Source organism: Anaeromyxobacter terrae (assembly GCF_022690685.1).
Taxonomy (GTDB): domain Bacteria; phylum Myxococcota; class Myxococcia; order Myxococcales; family Anaeromyxobacteraceae; genus Anaeromyxobacter; species Anaeromyxobacter terrae.
Genome location: NZ_JALCYY010000004.1, coordinates 69,234 through 89,875, shown reverse-complemented (window position 1 = coordinate 89,875; position 20,642 = coordinate 69,234). Strand labels below are relative to the sequence as shown.

The 20,642-nt window shown below is 73.1% G+C and carries 17 protein-coding genes; 11 read left to right on the top strand and 6 right to left on the bottom strand.

The annotated features are described in order from the left end of the window. Nucleotides 1–32: 32 nt before the first annotated feature. Nucleotides 33–1,310 (bottom strand): hypothetical protein, encoded by a 1,278-nt coding sequence (locus MNY62_RS02800; protein ID WP_242342574.1) that lies wholly within the window; start codon nt 1,308–1,310, stop codon nt 33–35. A 119-nt stretch (nt 1,311–1,429) separates the two neighbouring features. Here MNY62_RS02800 and MNY62_RS02795 point away from each other — a divergent pair, with 119 nt between their 5' ends. The 4 genes from MNY62_RS02795 to MNY62_RS02780 all read left to right on the top strand — a co-directional run bounded on the left by MNY62_RS02795 (nt 1,430) and on the right by MNY62_RS02780 (nt 6,525). Next, nucleotides 1,430–2,401, top strand: a complete 972-nt coding sequence (locus MNY62_RS02795) for a quinone oxidoreductase family protein (RefSeq protein ID WP_242342573.1) — start codon at nt 1,430–1,432, stop codon at nt 2,399–2,401. 79 nt (nt 2,402–2,480) lie between these two features. Next, nucleotides 2,481–4,121 (top strand): AMP-binding protein, encoded by a 1,641-nt coding sequence (locus MNY62_RS02790; RefSeq protein WP_242342572.1) that lies wholly within the window; start codon nt 2,481–2,483, stop codon nt 4,119–4,121. Between the two features lie 423 nt (nt 4,122–4,544). Beyond that, nucleotides 4,545–5,114 carry a DUF5666 domain-containing protein gene (locus MNY62_RS02785; RefSeq protein ID WP_242342571.1) on the top strand — a complete coding sequence of 190 codons (570 nt, stop codon included), beginning with the start codon at nt 4,545–4,547 and terminating at the stop codon, nt 5,112–5,114. 187 nt (nt 5,115–5,301) lie between these two features. Further along, complete coding sequence (locus tag MNY62_RS02780) at nt 5,302–6,525, top strand: BamA/TamA family outer membrane protein (RefSeq protein WP_242342570.1); 1,224 nt, start codon at nt 5,302–5,304, stop codon at nt 6,523–6,525. Between the two features lie 79 nt (nt 6,526–6,604). On the opposite strand, the gene MNY62_RS02775 is transcribed toward MNY62_RS02780, so the two are convergent. The 3 genes from MNY62_RS02775 to MNY62_RS02765 form a co-directional block, all read right to left on the bottom strand. Continuing rightward, entirely contained in the window at nt 6,605–9,694 is a 3,090-nt protein-coding gene (locus MNY62_RS02775) for an efflux RND transporter permease subunit (RefSeq protein ID WP_242342569.1), read from the bottom strand. A 24-nt stretch (nt 9,695–9,718) separates the two neighbouring features. Then, complete coding sequence (locus tag MNY62_RS02770; RefSeq protein ID WP_242342568.1) at nt 9,719–10,810, bottom strand: efflux RND transporter periplasmic adaptor subunit; 1,092 nt, start codon at nt 10,808–10,810, stop codon at nt 9,719–9,721. A gap of 90 nt (nt 10,811–10,900) precedes the next feature. Beyond that, nucleotides 10,901–11,515, bottom strand: coding sequence for a TetR/AcrR family transcriptional regulator (locus MNY62_RS02765; protein WP_242342567.1), 615 nt, complete (start codon nt 11,513–11,515; stop codon nt 10,901–10,903). Between the two features lie 85 nt (nt 11,516–11,600). Between MNY62_RS02765 and MNY62_RS02760 the strand changes: the two genes are divergently transcribed. From MNY62_RS02760 to MNY62_RS02750, 3 genes are all read left to right on the top strand, one after another. Then, nucleotides 11,601–12,590 (top strand): aldo/keto reductase, encoded by a 990-nt coding sequence (locus tag MNY62_RS02760; protein WP_242342566.1) that lies wholly within the window; start codon nt 11,601–11,603, stop codon nt 12,588–12,590. 41 nt (nt 12,591–12,631) lie between these two features. After that, a complete protein-coding gene (locus MNY62_RS02755; protein WP_242342565.1) occupies nt 12,632–13,378 on the top strand; it encodes an MBL fold metallo-hydrolase in 747 nt (248 codons plus the stop codon). A 128-nt stretch (nt 13,379–13,506) separates the two neighbouring features. Continuing rightward, the gene (locus MNY62_RS02750) at nt 13,507–14,673 is read left to right on the top strand and encodes an MFS transporter (protein ID WP_242342564.1); all 1,167 of its coding nucleotides are present in this window, start codon (nt 13,507–13,509) and stop codon (nt 14,671–14,673) included. A 142-nt stretch (nt 14,674–14,815) separates the two neighbouring features. Here the strand turns inward: MNY62_RS02750 and MNY62_RS02745 are convergent, their stop codons facing one another. Beyond that, on the bottom strand, nt 14,816–15,208 hold the full coding sequence (locus tag MNY62_RS02745; RefSeq protein ID WP_242342563.1) for a VOC family protein: 393 nt from the start codon (nt 15,206–15,208) through the stop codon (nt 14,816–14,818). Nucleotides 15,209–15,310: 102 nt separating this feature from the next. Here MNY62_RS02745 and MNY62_RS02740 point away from each other — a divergent pair, with 102 nt between their 5' ends. From MNY62_RS02740 to MNY62_RS02730, 3 genes are all read left to right on the top strand, one after another. Further along, entirely contained in the window at nt 15,311–15,949 is a 639-nt protein-coding gene (locus MNY62_RS02740) for a helix-turn-helix transcriptional regulator (protein ID WP_242342562.1), read from the top strand. A gap of 226 nt (nt 15,950–16,175) precedes the next feature. Beyond that, a complete protein-coding gene (locus tag MNY62_RS02735) occupies nt 16,176–16,550 on the top strand; it encodes a hypothetical protein (protein WP_242342561.1) in 375 nt (124 codons plus the stop codon). Nucleotides 16,551–16,640: 90 nt separating this feature from the next. Continuing rightward, a complete protein-coding gene (locus MNY62_RS02730) occupies nt 16,641–17,501 on the top strand; it encodes a hypothetical protein (RefSeq protein ID WP_242342560.1) in 861 nt (286 codons plus the stop codon). Between the two features lie 49 nt (nt 17,502–17,550). On the opposite strand, the gene aceA is transcribed toward MNY62_RS02730, so the two are convergent. Next, nucleotides 17,551–19,803, bottom strand: coding sequence for an isocitrate lyase ICL2 (gene aceA, locus MNY62_RS02725; protein ID WP_242342559.1), 2,253 nt, complete (start codon nt 19,801–19,803; stop codon nt 17,551–17,553). 320 nt (nt 19,804–20,123) lie between these two features. On the opposite strand from aceA, the gene MNY62_RS02720 reads away from it, so the two are divergent. Then, a complete protein-coding gene (locus MNY62_RS02720; RefSeq protein ID WP_242342558.1) occupies nt 20,124–20,582 on the top strand; it encodes an ester cyclase in 459 nt (152 codons plus the stop codon). Nucleotides 20,583–20,642 lie beyond the last annotated feature (60 nt).

Below are 20,642 nucleotides of genomic sequence, written 5' to 3'. Positions count from 1 at the left end.
GTTCAGGCCGGTCCGCCGGCCGCGGCGGGCCCTCACCCGCGGGCGAGCAGCCCGGGCCACCAGCGGAACGTGCACGCGTCCTTGCCGGACTGCTGCACCACCGTCCCGTCCCAGCCCTGGTCGAGCGCGCCGGTCGTGCAGCCGGAGCCGGCTTCATGCAGGGTGATGCGGCCGCAGAGCCGCCCCGAGGGCGCGACGAGCTCGATGCGCTGCGCGCAGTCGGGCGACGCCTCGCCAGCGGGCTGGAGCGCCGCGTAGCCCGCGTTGCCGCGCGTGAAGCGGAAGCCCCAGCGCGCGCGGTCCGCGAGCCAGGCCGGCAGCGGCTCCGAGCGCGAGGCGAGCGGCGCGTAGCGGCGCTGCCAGGCGCCGTCCGAGCGGACCGCGAGGCCGCCGTCGAGGAGCGGAGAGAGGTCCACGTCGTGGCGGAGCCCGTCGCCGACGACCGCGGCCGACGTCTCCGGCTCGCTCGCGTCGGCCACGGGCGCGCCCGAGGGCTCGACCCAGCGCGCGCGGAGGAAGGCGGAGTCCTGGAAGAGCATGAGCGCGGCGCCGGTGGTGGAGACCCCGGCGGCCATGAAGTACGGCTCGGCCGCGTCCGGATCGGACGACACCGCGACCGCCTCCGGCCAGCGCGGGGCGCCGCTCGCGTCGAAGCGGAACGCGTCGAGCGCGTTCCAGTGGTTGCCCGCCAGGGTCACCGAGCGGAAGAGGACGACGCTGCCGCCGGCCGGATCCTGCGCGAGCCGGGAGCGGAAGCCGGTGCGCAGCGCCGGGTCCGGCGAGATCGCGGAGGCGCGCCGCACCCGGCCGTCCGGAGCGACGGCGACGTGCTCGACCTCGCCGGCGGCCCCGGCGAGGCCCTGCCATCCGTCCGGTGCGGCGACGAGCGCCTCGGCGGCGAAGGAGCCCAGCGGGCGGCCGTCCCGGGAGGTCGCCTGCCAGGTGAGCGCACCCGCGGCGTCGCGCACGCCGAGCGCGACCGCACCGGTCCCGTCGGCGTTCCCGGCGACGCAGGAGCCGCCCGCCGGGGCGGTCAGCTGGACGGTCACCGGCTCGGGCGCCGAGCTCGGGACGAGCGCGTCGCACTCGGCGGCGGCGTCGAGCCGCTCGACGCTCAGGGAGGACGCGTTGGCCGCGCCAGGCGTCGTCCCGGGGCCCACGGCGGACGGCGCGTCGACCGCGGCCGCGCCCGGATCGGGGGAGGCTGCTGGCGTGGTCCCGCCGCCGCAGGCCAGGAGGGCGGTGAGGGCGGACGAGCCGAGGACGAGGACGAGCGGCCGGTGTGCGAGGACGTGGTGGGCAGGGCGCATGGCGGGGACAGTGTCGGCACGCCGATGGGGCTCCGCCTGCCTGCTCCCCTGATTTTCTCGGCCTCGCTCGCGCCGGGCGGGCCCTGGCGTGCCGCGCCGCCCAAGGTTAGGAGCCGGGCATGCCCAGGGCCATTCGCTTCCACGAGACCGGCGGGCCGGAGGTACTCCGGCTCGAGGACGTCCAGGTCGGCGCGCCGGGTGCGGGAGAGGCGCGCGTCCGCCACACCGCGATCGGCGTGAACTTCGTCGACATCTACCACCGCTCCGGCCTCTATCCGCTGCCCCTGCCGTCGGGCGTCGGAGTCGAGGGCGCCGGCGTCGTGGAGGCGGTCGGCGCGGGCGTCACGCACGTCCACGCCGGCGACCGCGTCGCCTACACCGGCCCGCCGGGCTCTTACTCCGAGGTGCGGCTCGTCCCGGCCGACCGGCTCGTGAAGCTGTCCGACGACATCGCCGATCGCACCGCCGCCGCGATCCTGACGAAGGGGCTCACCGTGCACGCGCTGGTGCGGCGCACGCACGTGGTCCGCGCGGGGGAGACGGTGCTCTGGCACGCGGCCGCTGGCGGCGTCGGGCTCATCGCGGTGCAGTGGCTGAAGGCGCTGGGCGCGACCGTCATCGGCACCGTGGGCTCGGACGAGAAGGCGGAGATCGCGCGCGCAAGCGGCTGCGATCACGTGATCGTCTACACGCGCGAGGACTTCCCCCGGCGCGTGCGCGAGCTCACCGGCGGCGCCGGCGTCCCGGTCGTCTACGACTCCGTCGGCAAGGCCACCTTCGAGGGATCGCTCGACTGCCTCTCGCCGCTCGGGCTCATGGTCAGCTTCGGCAACGCCTCCGGGGCGGTCCCGCCGTTCGACCTCGCCGTGCTCGGGCGGAAGGGCTCGCTCTTCCTCACGCGGCCGTCGGTCTTCACGTACATCGCGCGGCGCGAGGATCTCGAGCGCGGGGCCGCCGCGCTCTTCGAGATGCTCCGGACCGGCAAGGTGAAGGCGCAGATCGGCCGGACCTCGCCGCTCGAGAAGGCCGCCGACGCGCAGCGCGCGCTCTCGGCGCGCGAGACCACGGGCTCGGTGGTGCTCCTGCCCTGACGCGCGGCGTCTAGCGGCCGCTCGTCTGGCGAAATACGATGCCGCCCTTTGCGCGCCGCCGCGCGCGGGAGGCATTCCTTTGTACGCACCTTCCTACCTGAGCGGCCCGTCGTCGGTGCCGCTCCTCGGCGAGACCATCGGCGAGAACCTGCGCCGCACCGTGGCCCGGTTCCCGGAGCGCGAGGCGCTCGTCTCGGTCCAGCAGGGCTACCGCGCGACGTACCGCGAGCTCTGGGAGCAGACCTCAGAGATCGCGCGGGCGCTGCTCGTCCGCGGCGTGCGCAAGGGGGACCGCGTCGGCCTCTGGTCGCCGAACCGGTTCGAGTGGGTGGTGCTCCAGTACGCCTGCGCCCGCGTGGGCGCGATCCTCGTGAACGTGAACCCCGCCTACCGAGTGCACGAGCTGGAGTACGCGCTCCGGCACGCCGGCGTCTCGACGCTCCTGCTCGCGCGCGCCTTCCGCCAGGCCGACTACGTCGCGATGGTGCGGGAGGTGCGGCTCCGCTGCCCGGAGCTGCGCCAGACGATCGTCATCGACGAGGAGTGGACCGACCTTCGGCAGGACGCGCGACGGCTCTCCGAGGAGGAGCTCTCCCGCGTCGAGCGCGAGCTGCAGTTCGACGAGCCGATCAACATCCAGTACACGAGCGGCACGACCGGCTTCCCGAAGGGCGCGACGCTCTCGCACCACAACATCCTCAACAACGGCTACTTCGTCGCGCAGTACCTCCGCTACACGGAGGAGGATCGCGTCTGCATCCCGGTGCCCTTCTACCACTGCTTCGGCATGGTGATGGGGAACCTCGCCTGCACCACGCACGGCGCGGCGATGGTGATCCCGGCGGAGAGCTTCGAGCCGCAGTCGGTGATGCGGACGGTCCAGGAGGAGCGCTGCACCTCCCTCTACGGCGTGCCGACGATGTTCATCGCCGAGCTCGACCACCCGGAGTTCTCCGCGTTCGACTTCTCGTCGCTCCGCACCGGCATCATGGCGGGCTCGCCCTGCCCGATCGAGGTGATGAAGCGCGTCCAGAAGGACATGCACATGCCGGAGGTCACGATCTGCTACGGCATGACCGAGACCTCCCCGGTGTCCACGCAGTCGCGCGTGAACGATCCGCTCGAGAAGCGAGTCACCACCGTCGGCCAGGTCCACCCCCACGTCGAGATCAAGGTGGTCGATCCGACCACCGGGCGCGTCGTGCCGCGCGGCACGCCGGGCGAGCTGTGCACGCGCGGCTACTCGGTGATGGTCAGCTACTGGAACGACGCGCCGGCGACGCGCGACGCGATCGACTCCGGCCGCTGGATGCACACCGGCGACCTCGCCACGGTGGACGCCGACGGCTACGTGAAGATCGTGGGCCGCATCAAGGACATGGTGCTCCGCGGCGGCGAGAACGTCTTCCCGCGCGAGGTGGAGGAGTTCCTCTACACGCTCCCCGGCGTCTCCGACGTGCAGGTGATCGGGGTCCCGGACGCGAAGTACGGCGAGGAGCTCATGGCGTGGGTGAAGCTCCGCCCCGGCGTCACGCTCACCGGCGACGACATCCGGCGGCTCTGCCGCGGCAAGATCGCGACCTACAAGATCCCGCGCTACTACAAGTTCGTGGACGCGTTCCCGATGACGGTGACCGGGAAGGTCCAGAAGTTCCGGATGCGCGAGCAGGCGATCCAGGAGCTCGGGCTGGAGAAGGCGGCCCGGATCGAGACCGCCTAGACGACAGCTCGCGATTCGCGATCACCTGCGGTGTCGCGAATCCCGCCCCCGTGCCGAGGGTCCTGCGGAAGCCCTTCACGCCTCGACGCGCTCGCCGGTCCGGTCGGGGAGGTCGCCGCCGAGCCCGAGGCCGCCCCGGCACGCCGGAGAGGGCTCGATGGGCGCGCTTGAATAGGCGCCCCGGCCCGCGCGTCGCGATCTCGGGTGAGCCGAGACGAAGGTGCACGCTGAGAGAAGGGCTCGCTCCCTCGCGCGCCGTGCGGGCGGATGGCGCGCCGTGGGTGGAAGGGGCGCAGCTGCGTTCGTCCCTGCCCCCCGGCGTGCGTCGACCTCGCTGCGGACGCCAGGTTCCCCGGACGGCGGGAGAGTGCGCACCTTCTCGCTTGCGGGCGCGACGCCCGCCACAGGGAGGGGAGATACACGATGAGAAAGATCGCGATCGTGGGCGCGCTCGCCGCGCTCGCCTGGGCGCAGGGCGTCCGGGCGGAGGACGTGCCGAAGGCTCAGGCCGAGGCGCAGGAGAAGGTCCAGAAGGCGGAGGCCGACGCGCAGAAGAAGACCGCCGAGGCGCAAGCCGACGCGCAGAAGAAGACCGCCGAGGCGCAGAAGGACGTCCGCAAGGAGAAGGCGGAGGCGCAGGAGAAGGTGCAGGACGCGCGCAGGGACGAGACGCGCCACGGCACCGCGGCCGGCGCAGGCACCGGCGCCGGCACGATGGCGGCGCGCGACGAGCGGAAGCACCCGATGTTCGAGGGCAAGGACAACTACGAGGTGAAGGGGAAGATCGAGGCCGTCACGGCGAGCTCGATCACCGTCCGCCGCGACGAGCTGCCGGCGGCGAAGCTGAGCGTCGACCGCAACACGAAGATCGAGCTCGACGGCCAGCACGTCGCCGCGTCCCAGCTGAAGCAGGGCCAGGACGTGAAGGCGTCGTTCAACCTCAAGGACGACAAGCCGCTGGCCGTGGAGATCAAGGCCGAGAAGATGAAGTAGCGCCTCCGACGGACGAGGCACGACGGGGCTCCCCGGAGCGATCCGGGGAGCCCTTCTCGTCTCGATCCGGGTCGCGCGGCGCGCCGGCCACGCGGCACTCTCCGCAAAGGGGGGAGCGGTCCCTCGCCGCGCCGCGCCCGATCGCGCTGCGCCGCCTCCGCCGCCGGGGTAGCTTCGGTCTCGACCAATGAGCGCCGCCCTGGTCCTCCTCGCCTCTGCCGTGCTGTCCTTCGCGTCGCCCGATCTGCCGGCCGGCCCGGATCCTTCGACCGCGCCCACGCCGCCGGACGGCGAGGCGCCGGTCGCCCCCCGCGGGGACGCGCCTCCTCCTCCCACCCCTTCGACGCCTACCGAGCCCGGTGACCGGTCCTCCGAGACCTCCGCCCACCAGGCGGGGCACGTGGCAGCCGCCGAGGCGTCGCAGCGCGGCAGGCGCTGGTTCGCGCTGCCGGTCCTGTTCTGGCTCCCCGAGACGCGGCTCGGCTTCGGCGCCACCGGCGGCCTCCACGTCCACCTCGACGGCGCCCCTCGCCCGAGCAGCTTCTTCGCCGACGCCGTCTACACGCTCGACCGCCAGGGAGCGACGGACCTCGCCGGAGACGTCTATCTCCGGGGTGGCGCGCTCGTGTCCGGGCGCGCGCGGCTCGTCCACTTCCCGGATACGTTCTACGGCGTCGGCCCGCACACGACGACCGGGCAGCGCGAGGACTTCACCCGCCGCTCGGCCGAGCTGGTGCTCACCATGGAGCTCCCGATCGTCTCGCACCTCAGCGCCGGCCCGCGCCTGGATCTCCGGGCCGAGGAGATCCGCGATCGGCGGCCAGGCGGCGCGCTCGCCTCGGGCGCCGTCACCGGCTGGAACGGTTACTCGGCGGTGGCGCTCGGCGGGAGCGTGCGGTGGGACTCGCGCGACAGCGCCTTCTGGCCCCAGACGGGGACCCTGGCGCAGGCCTGGTACGTCTACGCGCCGGAGGGGATCGGCCGGAGCCACGGCTTCGGGCGCGGTGTCCTGGAGGCGAGCCGGTTCCTGCCGCTGGGCAGCGGGCGCGTGCTCGGGCTCGACGGCTACGTCGAGGGCGCCCACGGCGACCCGCCGTTCACGCTCCTGCCGAAGATCGGCAGCACCCGCTTCCTGCGCGGTATCCGCGAGGGCCGCTACCGCGACCGGCTCGACTGGGCGACGCAGGCGGAGCTGCGGGTGCCGGTGTGGCGACGGCTCAGCGCCACCACCTTCGCGGCGGCGGGCGCGGTCGGCCCGGGGCTCGGGGATCTCTCGCTGCGGACGGTGAAGGTCACCGGCGGCGCCGGCCTCCGCTTCCGGCTCACCGACGAAGGCGCCAACATCCGGCTCGACCTGGCGGCGAGCCGCACCGGCGTCGAGCTGTACGTGCTCGTGCTGGAGGCGTTCTAGCGCGGGCGCGCCAGAGCGCGAAGGGCTCCCCGGCGACTATCCGGGGAGCCCCGCTCATCCAACCTGCGCGCGCCGGTCGCTAGGCGGCCTCCTCCTCGGAGCCCTTCTCGTCGCGGGGGGCGGGGAGGGCGCGGACGAGCCGCCCGCGCAGGCCGTCGAGGAGCGCGTAGACCACCGGCACCACGACGAGCGTGAGGACCGTCGAGGCGGCGAGGCCGCCGATGATCGCCCACGCCATGCCGGTGCGCATCTCGGCGCCGTCGCCGCGCGCGAACGCGACCGGGATCATGCCGGCGATCATGGCGATCGACGTCATGAGGATGGGGCGGAGCCGCAGCGGGCCCGCCTCGAGGAGCGCCTCGAGCGTGGAGCGGCCCTCGGCGCGGAGCTGGTTCGTGAACTCCACGATGAGGATGCCGTTCTTCGTCACCAGGCCGGCGAGCATGATCATGCCGATCATGGCGAGCATCGACATGAACTCGTGCGCGAGCAGCAGCGCGGCGATGGCGCCGATCACCGCGAGCGGCAGGGAGAGCATGATCGTGACCGGGTCGAGGAGGCTCTCGAACTGCGCCGCGAGGATCATGTAGATGAGGATGATCCCGAGGAGGAGCGCCATGAGGAACTCGCGCCCGGTGTTCGCGAGCTCCTTGCCCTGGCCCTCGAAGTCCGTCTGCACCTGGGCCGGGAACTCCTTCGCGACGCCGTTCAGGAACGAGATCGCCTCGCCGAGCGAGTAGCCCTTGAGGTTCGCGAGCAGGGTCACCTGGCGCTTCAGCGACTGGCGCTCGATCTGCGACGGCCCCTCGCCGCCCTCGAGCCGCGCGACGCTGCGCAGCTCGACGAGCTCGTTCTTCGGCGTGCGCAGGGTGAGCGCGCCGATCGCGTCCGGGTCCGCGCGGGTCGCCTCCGGCAGCCGGAGCTTCACGTCGTACTGGTTGCCCTTCTCGCGGTAGGTCGTGAACGCGTCCTGCCCGAGGAAGGCCCGCAGCGTCTGCCCGACGGCCGCGGCCGGGAGCCCGACCGCGGCTGCCCGGTCGCGGTCCACCTGCACCGAGAGCAGCGGCCGCCCGGCGCGGTAGGTGGTGTCCACGTCGGTGAGGCCCGGGTTCTTCAGCATCGCCGCCTTGGTCTTCTCCACCGCGGCGAGGAGCGCGTCCCAGTCGTCGGAGCGGATGTTGAACTGCACCGGCTGCGGGCGCGAGCCACCGCCGGCCATCATCTGCTGGTCGGCGACCGAGAACATCCCGCCCGTCCGCACCTTCAGCGACTCGCGCAGGTGCTGCTTGAACTCCTCCTGGCTGTAGCGCCGCTCCTTCAACGAGACGAGGTTCACGGTGAGGTCGGCCTTGTTCACCGCCTCGTCCACCCCGCCGCCGACGAGGGAGAAGACGTTGACGACGCCCGGGACGGCGCGGATCTGCCCGGCGATCTTCTCCACCTCGCCCTGCGTCTCCGCGAGCGGCGTCCCGACCGGCAGCTCGACGCTCACCGTCACGCCGCCCTGGTCCTGCGACGGGATGAACGTGAACTGGAGGAACCTGCCGAGGGCGACCGTCGCGAAGAGCACGCCGACCGCGGCGGCAACGGTGAGGGCGCGGTGCGCGAGCGCCCACTCGAGCGTGCGGCGGTAGCCGCGCTCGATGCCCGTGAAGAACCGCTCGAGCGCGGCGCCGACCCGCGTCGAGCCGTGCCCGTGCTTCGCGAGGATGCGCGCCGACATCATCGGCGTGAGCGTCATCGACACGAAGTACGAGATGGCCACCGCCACCGCGACGGTCACGCCGAACTGGAAGAAGAAGCGGCCGACCATCCCCTTCATGAACGCCACGGGGATGAACACCGCGATGACCGAGAGGGTCACCGCGAGCACCGCGAGCGCGATCTGCCCGGTCCCGTTCAGCGCCGCCTCGCGCGGCCGCTCGCCCTTCTCGAGGTGGCGGACGATGTTCTCGATGACGACGATGGCGTCGTCGATGAGGAGGCCGATCGAGAGGGTCAGCGCGAGCATCGTCACCGTGTTGAAGGTGAAGCCGAGCGCGTGCATGACGGCGAAGGTGCCGATGACCGAGGTCGGCAGCGCGAACGCGGAGACGATGGTGGCCCGCCAGTCGCGCAGGAACACGAGCACGACGAGCACCGCGAGGATCGCGCCGATGAGGAGGTCGTGCTGCACCGCCGAGATCGAGCCGCGGATGAACTTGGAGTTGTCGGTGACGACCTCGAGCTTCGATCCCGCGGGGAGCCGCTGGGTGAGCGCGGCGAGGTCCGCCTTCACGCGCTCCGCCACCTCGACGGTGTTCGCGCCCGACTGCTTGCGGATGACGAGGGCGACCGCCGAGCGGCCGTCGAGCGACGCCGCGGAGCGCGCCTCTCCGGGGCCGTCCACCACGTTCGCGACGTCGCGCACGCGGATGGGGCGGTTGCCGGGGCTCGCCACGACGAGGTCGCGGATCTCCTCGACCGAGCGGGCCTCGGTCTCGAGCTTCACGACGCGCTCCTGGCCCGGCTCGAGCGTCCTGCCGCCCGGGACGGAGACGCTCTGCGCGCGGATCGCCTGGGACACGTCGGTCGCTGCGAGCCCGTAGGAGCGCAGCCGCACCGGGTCGACGACCACGTTCAGCTCGCGCTTGCGGCCGCCGACCACGTCGATGGCGCCCACGCCCTGGAGCCGCTGGAGGCCGGGCTTCAGCTCGTCCTCGGCGATGCGGGTGAGCTCCTCGATGGGCACCGGGCCGGAGAGGGCGAGCTGGACGATCGGCATCGCGCCGAGATCGAGCTTCTGCACGACCGGCGTCTCGATCTCCTTCGGCAGCTTGGAGAGGGTCGCCTGCACCTTGTCGCGCACGTCCTGGGCGGCGACGTCGACCGGCTTCGAGAGCTCGAAGCGCAGGACGACCATCGAGACGCTCTCGAAGTTCTGGGACCGGAGGGTGTCGAGGCCGGAGAGGGTGTTGAGCGCCTCCTCGAGCGGCTTCGAGACGTTCTCCTCGACGGTCTCCGGGTCGGCGCCCGGCAGGATCGTCGTGACGGTGACGATCGGGAAGTCGACCTCGGGCATCTGGTCGACGCCGATGCGCGGGTACGAGAACAGGCCGAACACCACCACCGCGAGCAAGAGCATGCTCGTGAAGATGGGGCGACGGATGAACGTGCGGATGGGGCTCACGTGCGTGCCTCGGCTCTCTCTCGGTTACTGGAGGACGCGGACGGGGGCGCCGTCCTTCAGGCTCGCGCCGTTCTCGGCGACCACGAGCACGTCCGGGCCGACGCCGGACAGGACCCGGACCGTGCCCGGCCCGAGCTTCTCGACCTTCACCGGCTGGCGCTTCAGCCTGTCCGCCTCGACGGTCCAGACGAACTGCGCGCCGCCCTCCTCCGCCACCGCGCCGGCGGGGAGGAACAGCCCCTCGGCGGCGGCACTGCCGCCGAGCGCGATCTCGACGATCGCGCCGGCGCGGAGCTCCTTGAGCGGACCGCCGATGGGATCGGCGCGCACGTCGACCGTGCGCGTCCCCGCCTCGACCACCGCGCCCACCGAGCGGATGCGCGCCTTGAACGGCTTGCCCGACGGGCTCACCGTGGCGGCGAGCTCGGCGCCCGGCGCGAGCAGGTCCGCCACCGCCTCCGGAACGCCCGCGCGCACCTCGAGCGAGCCGAGGTCCACGATCGCGAGGACCGGGGTGGGCGGCACCATCGCCACGAACTCGCCCGCGCTCTTCGTCCGCGCCGTGACGACGCCGTCGAACGGCGCCCTGAGCGCGTGCTTCGAGAGCTGGTCCTGCGCGGCCGCGACCGCGGCGCTCGCCTGCTGGAGCGCGGCGGCCGTCTGCAGCTCGACGGTCTCGGCCCGCTCGACCGCCGCGGGGGACGCGGCGTCGCCGCGGGCGAGCTCGCGCACGCGGCGCAGATCGGACTCGGCGCCCTTGTGCGCTGCCTCGGCGGCCGCGCGCGCGGCCTCGGCCTGCTGGACCTGGATGCGCGCGGTCGAGGCGTCGAGCTCGACGAGCACGTCGCCCTTCTTCACCTTGGAGCCGACGTCGACGAGGAAGCGCTGGATCCGGCCGGAGGTCTCGGCCGAGAGCGTCGCCTCGTGGCGCGCGCGCAGCTCGCCGGTCGCGCGGGTCACCTGGGCGGACCCGGCGTGCGGCTTCACGGTGCGGACGCCGATGGCGTCGGGGTGCGCGTCGCTCGGCGCGGCGGCGGGGAGGGCGGCGCCGCCGCCGCGGCCGCAGGCGAGGGTGAGGGCGGCGAGCACGGCGAGGCGGGGGAGGGTACGGGTCATCTCCGAATCTCCATTCGGCAAATTGAAGCGGCGTTTAGCACGCGGCGACGCTCGTAACAAGGCGTCACGGTGGGTGGGACGGCGGCGGCTCTAGCCGCCGGACGGGCGGCCGACCCCCCGAAGGAAGAGGTCCACGACATGCGCGGCGTGACGGGCGGGATCCGGCACCGCCGCCGTGCTCTCCGTGATCCAGGGCAGGAAGGTCGCCTGGGTGATGCCGAAGAGGACGCGCGCCGCCTCCTCGGGCGGGCAGCGCAGCCGCTCCGCGGCGCCCGACGCGGCGAGGAACTCGGTCATCCGGCGCAGGAGCGCGAGCGGACCGTCCTCGTCGTTGCGGCACCGGTGCCGGGGGCCGAGGTCGAACATGATGCGGAGCGCCTGGCGGCGGGCGAACGCCATCTCGAACTGGCGCTGGATGAGGAGCTCGAGCCGCTGCTCGAAGGTGAGGCCCGCGGGCAGGTGGGCGTCGAAGGTCGCGAGGAACGCGCCCCTGAACTCGTCGACGAGCGCCGCGTAGATCTCGTCCTTGCTCTTGAAGTAGGTGTAGAGCGAGGCCGCCGTGAAGCCGACCTCGCCGGCGATCGCCTGCATGGTCGCCTCGTGGAACCCCGCCCCGGCGAACACCCGCGCCGCCGCATCCATGATGTCGCGGCGGGTGTGCTCGATCTCGCGGGCCCGTCGGGCCGATTTAGAATTCGGTGCCACCGAACGCGTATTTGGCGCAGGTGGGGCGCGGTGTCAAGGGGAACGAGCGGGTAGAACGCATCCGATGCCAGGGAGGGGTGACCGCATGGGGCTCGCGAAACGGAAGCTGGGGCGGCTGGGCCTGGAGGTGTCGGCGCTCGGGCTCGGCTGCATGGGGATGAGCCAGTCGTACGGCGCGGCGGACGAGGCGGAATCGGTGGCGACGATCCACCGCGCGCTCGAGCTCGGCGTCACCTTCTTCGACACCGCCGAGGTCTACGGGCCGTTCCGGAACGAGGAGCTGCTCGGGCGCGCGCTCGCGGGCAGGCGGGATCGCGTGGTGATCGCCACCAAGTTCGGGTTCCGGATCGAGGACGGCAACGTCGTCGGCCTCGACAGCCGGCCGGAGCACGTGCGGGAGGTGGTGGAGGCCTCGCTCCGCAGGCTCCGCACGGATCGGATCGACCTGCTCTACCAGCACCGGGTCGATCCAGCGGTGCCGATCGAGGACGTCGTCGGGGCCATGGCGGACCTGGTGCGCCATGGCAAGGTCCGCTACCTCGGGCTCTCCGAGGCGGGCGCGCGGACGATCCGGCGCGCCCACGCGGTCCACCCCATCTCCGCGCTCCAGAGCGAGTACTCGCTCTGGGAGCGGAACCTCGAGCCGGAGATCCTCCCGCTCCTGCGCGAGCTCGGCATCGGCCTCGTCCCCTTCTCGCCCCTCGGGCGCGGGTTCCTCACCGGCACGGTGCGGCGCGCGGAGGAGTACCCGGAGAGCGACTTCCGGCGCCGCGATCCCCGGTTCCAGGGCGCGAACTTCGACGCGAACGTCCGCGCCGCCGACGCGGTGCGCGCGCTCGCGGCGCGCAAGGGCGCGACGCCCGGCCAGCTCGCGCTCGCGTGGCTCCTGCACAAGGGCGACGACGTCGTGCCCATCCCGGGCACGAAGCGGCGCAGCTACCTCGAGGAGAACGTCGCCGCGGCGAGGCTCTCCCTCGCGCCCGCCGAGCTGGCCGAGCTCGACGCGGCGCTGCCGCCGGGCGCGATCGCGGGGCCGCGGTACGACGAGGAGCGCATGAAGACGGTGGACCGCTGATCCACGGACGCCGTGGATTCCTTTCACGCGCGAGGTACACCATGCCCAGTCTGGAGCTGCTGCCTCTCGGAGTCGGCGACGCCTTCTCGACCGTCCACTACTCGAGCAGCTACGCGCTCCGGGCCGAGGGGCGGTGGCTCCTCGTCGACTGCCCGCACCCCATCCGCAAGATGATGCGGGAGGCCTCCGCGCCGAGCGGCGTCGCGCTCGACGTCGACGCGCTGGAGGCGGTCGTGCTCACGCACCTGCACGCCGATCACGTGTCGGGCGTCGAGGACCTCGGCTTCTTCTCGTACTTCGCGCTCGGACGCCGCGCGCGCCTCGCGGCGCATCCGGACGTCGCGCGGCGACTCTGGGACGGGCACCTCGCGGCGGGGATGGAGCGGCTGGCGGCCTCGGACGGCTCGCTCGAGGCGAGGACGTTCGACGACTACTTCGAGCTGACCCCGCTCGACGAGGCGCGACCGGTGCGGATCGGGCCCTTCCAGCTCGAGTGTCGCTTCACGTGTCACCACGTGCCCACGACCGCGCTCCGCATTCGCGCAGGGGGGAGGGCGGTCGGGTTCAGCGCCGACACGAGCTTCGATCCCGATCTCATCGACTGGCTCGGCGCGGCCGACCTCGTGGTCCACGAGGCGGGGTTCGGGATCCACACGCCGCTCGAGCGGCTCGGCACGGTCCCCGCCGAGACGCGCACGCGAATGCGCCTCGGACATTTCTCGGACGCGCTCGACCTCTCCGAGAGCCCCGTCGAGCCGCTCCAGGAAGGGCGACTGTACGTCGTGTGAGCCGTGCGTGCCGTCCGGCACGCGACCCTCGCGTTCGCCGGACCAGCCGCGCGCCACACGCCGTCCGCGGGAGGAGCCCGCCCTCGCGAACGTGGTGCTCTCCGGGGTGGGGCGGTTACATGCGGCGGGTGCCGTCGGGTCCGCGCTCCGCCGCCTCCGTCCTCGTCCTCGCCTACGTCGCGTTCGTATCGCTGGGCCTGCCGGACACCGTCCTGGGTGTCGCATGGCCGTCGCTGCGGGCGGGGTTCGGTCTCCCTCAGGCCGCGATGGGAGCGGCGCTCACGGCGAACGTCGCGGGCTACTTCGTGTCCGGCCTCGCCGCCGGGCGGATCTCGGCGGCGCTCGGTGTGGGCAGGCTCCTCGCGCTGTCGACGGGCCTCGTCGCCGCAGGGCTCGCCGGCTTTGCCCTCGCGCCATCCTGGCCGCTCTTCGTCGCGTGCGCGGTGCTGGTCGGCTTCGGCTCGGGCGCGGTGGACTCGGCACTGAACACGTACGCCGCGGTGCACTTCGCGCCGCGGCACATGAACTGGCTGCACGCCTGCTACAGCGCCGGCGCGACGCTGGGCCCCGCGGCCATGACCTTCACGCTCGCGGCGGGCGCGTCGATCCGGGCCGGTTACGCGGCGCTCTCGGCCACCCTCGGCGCGATGGCGCTCTCGTTTCTCGCGACGCGTCGCCGATGGGAGGGCCCTGCGGCCGCCGTCGGGTGGGCGGCCGGGAGCGCCTGGGCCGCGCTGCGCCTGCCGCGCGTCTGGCTCCAGCTCGCCATCTTCTTCGCGTACACGGGCCTCGAGGCTTCCGCGGGGCAGTGGGCCTTCACGGTGCTGCGCGAGACGCGCGGCCTCTCGCTGGAGGGGGCGGGGACGTGGACAGCTGCGTACTGGGGCGGCATCGCCGGCGGGCGCGTCGCCGTCGGGTTCGCCGTGGGCCGTCTCGGACCGGACCGCCTGGTGCGCGCGGGGACGCTCGGCGCGCTCGCGGGGGCGGTGATGTACGCGCTCCTTCCGGGCGTCGGCGGCGCGGCGGGGCTCGTCCTGCTCGGCCTCTCGCTGGCGCCGATCTTTCCGATGCTCATGTCGCGCACGCCGGCTCGACTCGGCGCGGCGGTCGCCGCTCACGCGGTGGGGTTCCAGGTATCGGCGGCCACGCTGGGGATGGCGGCGCTGCCCAGCCTCCACGGGGCGCTCGCCGACGCGCTGGGGCCTCGCGCCATCCCCGTCGCCCTCGCCGGCCTCGCTGCGGTCCTCGCGTTGCTCTGCGCGCTCCTCCAGCGTGGCCGCCCTGCTGCTGGATGACGCGCATCTTCGCTCGCAACCCGCGATCGCACCACCGCCCCGACGACCCTGCGGTCGTCGGGGCGATGCGTTCGGCCTCCGCGCGCCGCGCGCTCATTCCGCTTCGGAGCGAGCGGCGATGACCGGAGTGTCCGACCGGTGGTCAGGCCCGCTCGGGAGAGCGGCGAGTACGGTCGTGCAGGCCGACGCGGTTGCCCTCCGTGTCGAGCAGCAGCGCGAAGTGGCCGTGCTCGCCGATGTCCGTCTTCGGCACGAGCACCTTGCCCCCGGCCGCCTCGACGCGCCTCACGCATGCGTCGAGCACGCCGTCGGCGTTCAGGTACACCACCGCCCCGTCCGCGGCCGGCTCGAGGCGCGCGTCCTTCACGAGCGCGCCGCCGACGCCGTCGGAGCTCGGGAAGAATGCCATCGGCAGGTCGCCGTCGTTCACGCGGGCCCCGGCTCCGAGGGGGGTGCCGAGCACCGTCTCGTAGAACTTCCGGGCCCGCTCCAGGTTCTCGACCGGCAGCTCGAACCAGTTGATCGCGCTCGTCATCGCCTCGTCTCCTTGAAAGGACGAACGGGGAATCCGTCGTCCTGGCGGGACGATGCTTGCGCGCAGTGTCACCGTTATGTCAGGTTTCATCCCGAGCCGTCCGTGACCCGACAAGCCCGCCTGTTCGCCATCGCCGAGTACCTCCGCGGCCGCCGCACCGGGGTGACCGCGCAGGCGATCGCCGAGCGCTTCGGCGTCACCGTCCGCACCGTCTACCGCGACCTCGACGCCCTGCGGGCGGGGGACCTGCCGCTGCACGCCGAGCAGGGCCGCGGCGGCGGCTACGCGCTCGACCGCCACTACTCGCTGCCGCCCGTCAACCTGAACGCCCGCGAGGCCGCCGTGCTGATCGCCCTCGGCGCGTACGCGAGCCGCATGCGACTGCTCCCGTTCGGCGAGACGCTCGAGGCCGCGCTCGACAAGGTCCGCGGCGCGCTCTCGGTCTCGGCCCAGCGCGCGCTGCTCTCGGTGGTGGAGGAGCTGAAGTTCGTCGGCGTCCCCGCGCTGCCGGCTCCGGCGGCCGTGCGCAAGGCGGTCGAGGAGGCGTGGTTCACGCGGCGGCCCTTGAGCGTTCGCTACCGGCGCGCGGACGGTGGATCCGGCGAGCGGGTGGTCACGGTGGTCGGGGTGATCATGGAGCGGCACACCACCCTCATCCACTGCGTCGACTCGAGCACCGGCGAGGAGCGCCACCTGCGGCTCGATCGCGTCGAGCAGGCGGCGCTCGCACGAAGCGTGTAGCGGAGGCTCGCGCGGGCGAGCTCGCTGCTCGAGCCCGCGGGGGGCCGGGCGGGGGTGGCCGGGGTGGCCTCGGCGTGCGCCTGCGGCACGTCCAGGAGCGCGGGCGCGTCCGCGGCGGGCGGGGAGCGCGTCGTACGGCCGGCATCTCGCAGCGCGCAACACTCCTTCGCGATCGCGCAAAGCGCGGGACGCAGCCGCTTCCCATGCTCCCGGCCGAGGCACCGTCATGACCCGGATTCGACTCCTCCTGCTCCTCGAGGGCACGAGCTTCGTGGCCGCGGCGCTCGTCCACTTCGGCGTGCTCGCCGCCGGCTACGAGCACCAGAAGGCGGGCACCGCCGAGAGCGTGATCGGCGGCGTGCTGCTCCTGGCGCTCGCGCTCACCTTCGTGAGCTCGTCGCGCACGCGCGCGATCGGCGTCGCGGCCCAGGCGTTCGCGCTCCTGGGGACGCTGGTCGGCCTGTTCACCATCGCGATCGGCGTCGGTCCCCGCACCGCGCCCGATCTCACCTACCACGCCGCGATCCTGTCAGTGCTGGCCGGGGGCCTCTTCCTCACCGCTCGGAGCCCGGTTCGCCCGCTCGTCGAATCACGGGCGTGATCCGGCGCCTCGTCCCGAGGCCGAGGCGGCCCGTGCGAGCGCACCTCGAGGTGGAGGACGCTTCACCGCTCCGCGTGGCAGACTCTCCTCGTGCAAGCTGCTGCGCCGAGGCTCCATGCGCTCGTCGCGACCCGCGCTCCGGTCGCGGCGGTGTTCCGCCGTGGGCCGTCGGGTTGGTGGCACGTGGGCCGCTGGGATCTCGTCTCGGGGGACTACGAGCCCGGAGCGTGGCTGCGCGGCGGCCTGTACCCGCGCCGCTGTGATCTCTCGCCGGATGGGACGCTCCTGCTCGCCTACGTCAGGAAGCGGACCGACGCCGGATTCCTGGAGGCCGAGGCCCCGTCCTTTCCGGACACCTACGTCACCGTGAGCAAGCTGCCCTGGCTCTTCGCGCTCGCAGCCTGGCGGGAGGGGAGCACCTGGGGGCGCGGGTACCGCTTCGTCGAGGGGCCTCCCTCGGCGCGGCCATTCGTCCTCGGCGACCCGGACGCGGGCGACGCGACACCGCTCCTGCGGAGGTACGGCGTGGAGCGTCATCCGGTCGTCCAGTACGCCGCCGAGCGCAGCCGCGGATGGGTGGAGCACCCGGACTCGCCGCCGCGGGCGGCGGGCGGGCCCTGGGACGAGCAGCGGTCCGCGGTCCTCGTGAAGCCTCGGCCGCACGGGCCGGGGCGCCTCGTCCTCCGCGACGCCGGGATGGGCGTGACGGGCCCGAGCGTGGAGGGCCGCGCGCCGGCGTTCGAGCTCGAGCGCGAGGGCAGGCGACTCGCGCTCGAGGACGTCGCATGGGCGGAGTGGGATCCGCAGGGCAGGCTCCTCGTCGCGACGCACGCGGGCAAGCTCGAGCTCCGGGACCCGGACGACGCGCGGCTCGCCGTGATCCGCGCCCATGATCTCGCCGCGCTCCGGCCTCTCCCGCGCCGCGCGCCCGACTGGGCGCAGCGCTGGTGAGCGCGGCGCGCGCGCCGCGCTCGGCGGGTGCGCCTCGGGGCGAGAGCGGCTACCGCCTCGCGATGAGCGCCTTCAGCGCCGCGCGGTCCGGGGCGAGCAGCTCCTTCACCCGGACCTTGTTCACGTCGGCGACGATGATCTCGCCGACCTCCTGCACGACGGAGCCGAAGAGCCCCTGCGCCTTCATCCCCTCCGCCTGGCGCTGGTTGTCCTCGGTCGGCGTCACGAAGTGCACCGAGTCAACCTTGTAGCGGTGGAAGAGGAACAGCAGCACGAGCGTCATAAGGCGCTTCTTGCGCAGGCCGACGTCGAAGTTGTTCTGGTCGCGCACCGAGAGGATGCTGCGCCCGCGCCGGTCGTGGATGCTCGCGAAGATCACGTCGAGCTTCTTCTCCCCGTCGGCCGAGACGAGCGCGAGCTCGAGCAGGTCGGACTCGGCGGTGTGCGGCCGGAGCAGGACCCGCAGCTTGCCCGGGACCGCGTGGTGCTCGCGCCACGCGTCCACCCACTCCTCGAGCAGCTTGGGCGGCACCTCCGTCTGCACGAGGTGCTGGGCCTGCGTCGAGCCCTGCCCCATGGCCTTGGTCGTCGCGGTGCGGCCCGAGATCGACATGAGCCCGGCGTCGGCGCGCGGTCCGCCCACCAGCGTCTGCGGCGTGCGGTAGCCCGACTCGAGCAGGCGGAACTTCCGCTGCAGGCGCGCCAGCGCGAGCATGCCGTCCTGGCGGAGCGCCGTCGCGAACTCCTCCGCGGCCAGGCCGTCGATCTGGTGCCCGCCGTAGGTGATGAAGTTGAAGACGAAGCCCAGCTTCCCGAGCTCCTCCGGGAAGCGCCGCATCTGCTCGTCGTTCATCCCGGTGGTGTCCCAGTTGAAGGACGGCGAGAGGTTGTAGGCCAGCATCTTGTCGGGGAACGCGGCGTGGATGGCGTCGGCGAACCGCTTCGCGTCGTGCAGGTCGGCGGTCTTCGTCTCCATCCAGAGCAGGTCCGCGAAGGGTGCAGCCGCCAGCGACTTGGCGATCGCGTAGTCGATGCCGCCGCGCACCTGGTAGTAGCCGTCCGGGGTCTTCGCGTGCTCGCAGTCCCAGGTCACGTCGAGGCCGATCGAGCGCGCCTTCTCCCGCGCCCGGTAGAACGGGGCGCGCTCGGCGAAGGCGAGCCAGTCCGCCTTGCCCATCGCCGGCGGGTCGCCCTCGTTCTCGCGGAAGGCGATCGCCTCGCCCACCGCCTGGGCGTAGGTGGAGATGACCGCCTCCTGCTGCCAGGCGTCCACGAACGCGTCGAAGACCTTGTCGAGCGCGGCGTCCACCCCGCGGATCGCTGCCCGCCGGTAGTCTGCGGCGGCGGCGGCGATCCCCTTCGCGAACCCGGCCCGCTCGAGCCAGGCGTCGGCGGCCGCGTACTCCTCCTCGCAGAGCGCGTAGAGCTCGTGGCCGGAGAGCTCCTCCACCCCGCCGCGCTGGAACTGCCGCAGGATGGCGAGGAAGGCCGCCTTGAAGGTGGGCAGCGCGAGGTTCCTGGCGCCGAGGATGAAGGGCTGGTCGCGGTCGTCGCCGCGCCCGTCGAGGAGCGTCGCCGACTCGGCGTCGGTGCGGGCGACGATGATCCCGGGCACGCCCATGATGTCGAGCTGGAAGCGCGCGGCGGAGAGGCGCTTCAGCTGCTCGTCCTCGGAGACGAGCACCTTGCCGCCCTGGTGGCCGCACTTCTTCACGCCGGGTTTCTGGTCCTCGATGTGATAGCCGGGCACGCCTACCTCGACGAAGCGCCGGATGAGGTTGCGCACGTGCGCGTCGCCGCCGTGACCGGTGTCGGCGTCGGCGATGATGAAGGGCCGGAAGTCGACCTCGGGCGTGGCCCGGCGCTGCTCCTCGCTCATGCGTGCGCGGGTGTGGAACTGGTTCCGGTCGGCCGTGAGCAGGGCACGGACGATCGGCGCCGCCTCGTCGGGCACCTGGCTGAGCGGGTAGCTCGCGAGGTCCGGCCCCGGGTCCTCGTGCGCGGAGCCCTTGGCGGAGGTGGCCCAGCCGCCGAGGTAGATGGCGTCGATGCCCATCCGTTTCATCGCGACGGCCTGGCCCGGCGAGTAGGGGCCGAAGGTGGTGATGCACCTCTTCTGCTCGAAGAGCTGGCGCAGCCGGTCGTAGAACGCCTCGGCCGCGCCGCGGGCCACCGCGTGGTCCGGCCGGATGGTGCCGCGCTGCTCGACCACCTCGCGCGCCGAGTGGATCCGCTTGATGCCCGCGAACCGCGGGCTCGCGAACCAGCGGCGGAGCTCTGCGACCTCCCTCTCGAGATCCATCTCTCTCCCCCTCGCGCCGCGACCGGCGGCGGACCGTGGCAAACCTTTCTTTAGTGCTCCGCCCGGAGGACGACGACGCCCCTGCGGCAACCGAGGCCGGCTCCGTGAGGTGCGGTGGAAGGCGCGGAGAATGAAGCGGCCGAGCGGGGCGGCGCCCGCGTGGGACCGTCGCCCATCGGCCGTCCCCCCGACGGCCGGGTTCCACCGCTCCGTGATCTCGGGGGTCAGCGAGCGTTGACGCCGCGCCTCGCCGGTTCGCCGTCTAGGTCAGCCCCGCCTCCCCATCGAACGTCTCAGCGGGGAGGAGAAGGGAGCGAGCCATGGCCGTGGACATCAAGCAGTCTCACCGCCGGCTGTTCGAGGAGGCTTGGGCGAAGGGGAACTTCGACGTCTTCGACGAGATCTGCGACCCCAAGTACCTGAGCCACGATCCGGTGACCGGAGACACCGATCTCGAGAAGACACGCGAGTCGTGCCGCCAGTACCGGGCCGCCTTCCCCGACGTGACGCCGACGTTCCTCGGCGCGTACGCCGATCACGACACCGTGGTCACGCGGTGGCGCATGACGGGCACGCACCGGGGGGCGCTGATGGGCATCGAGCCCACCGGGAAGCGCTGCACGGTCGAGGGGATCACCGTGGGGAAGTTCAAGGGCGGCAAGCTCGTCGAGGAGTGGACCCAGTGGGACGCGCTCGGGCTGCTGCGCCAGCTCGGCGTCGCCCCCGCGATGCAGCCCGGCGCCGGAGCGCGCGGCGCGGAGAAGCGGCCGCACGCGTGACGGAGCGGTGAAGCCCGCGCACCGGCCGTGGCCGGGGTGAACCGGAAGGCTCCTCTGCCG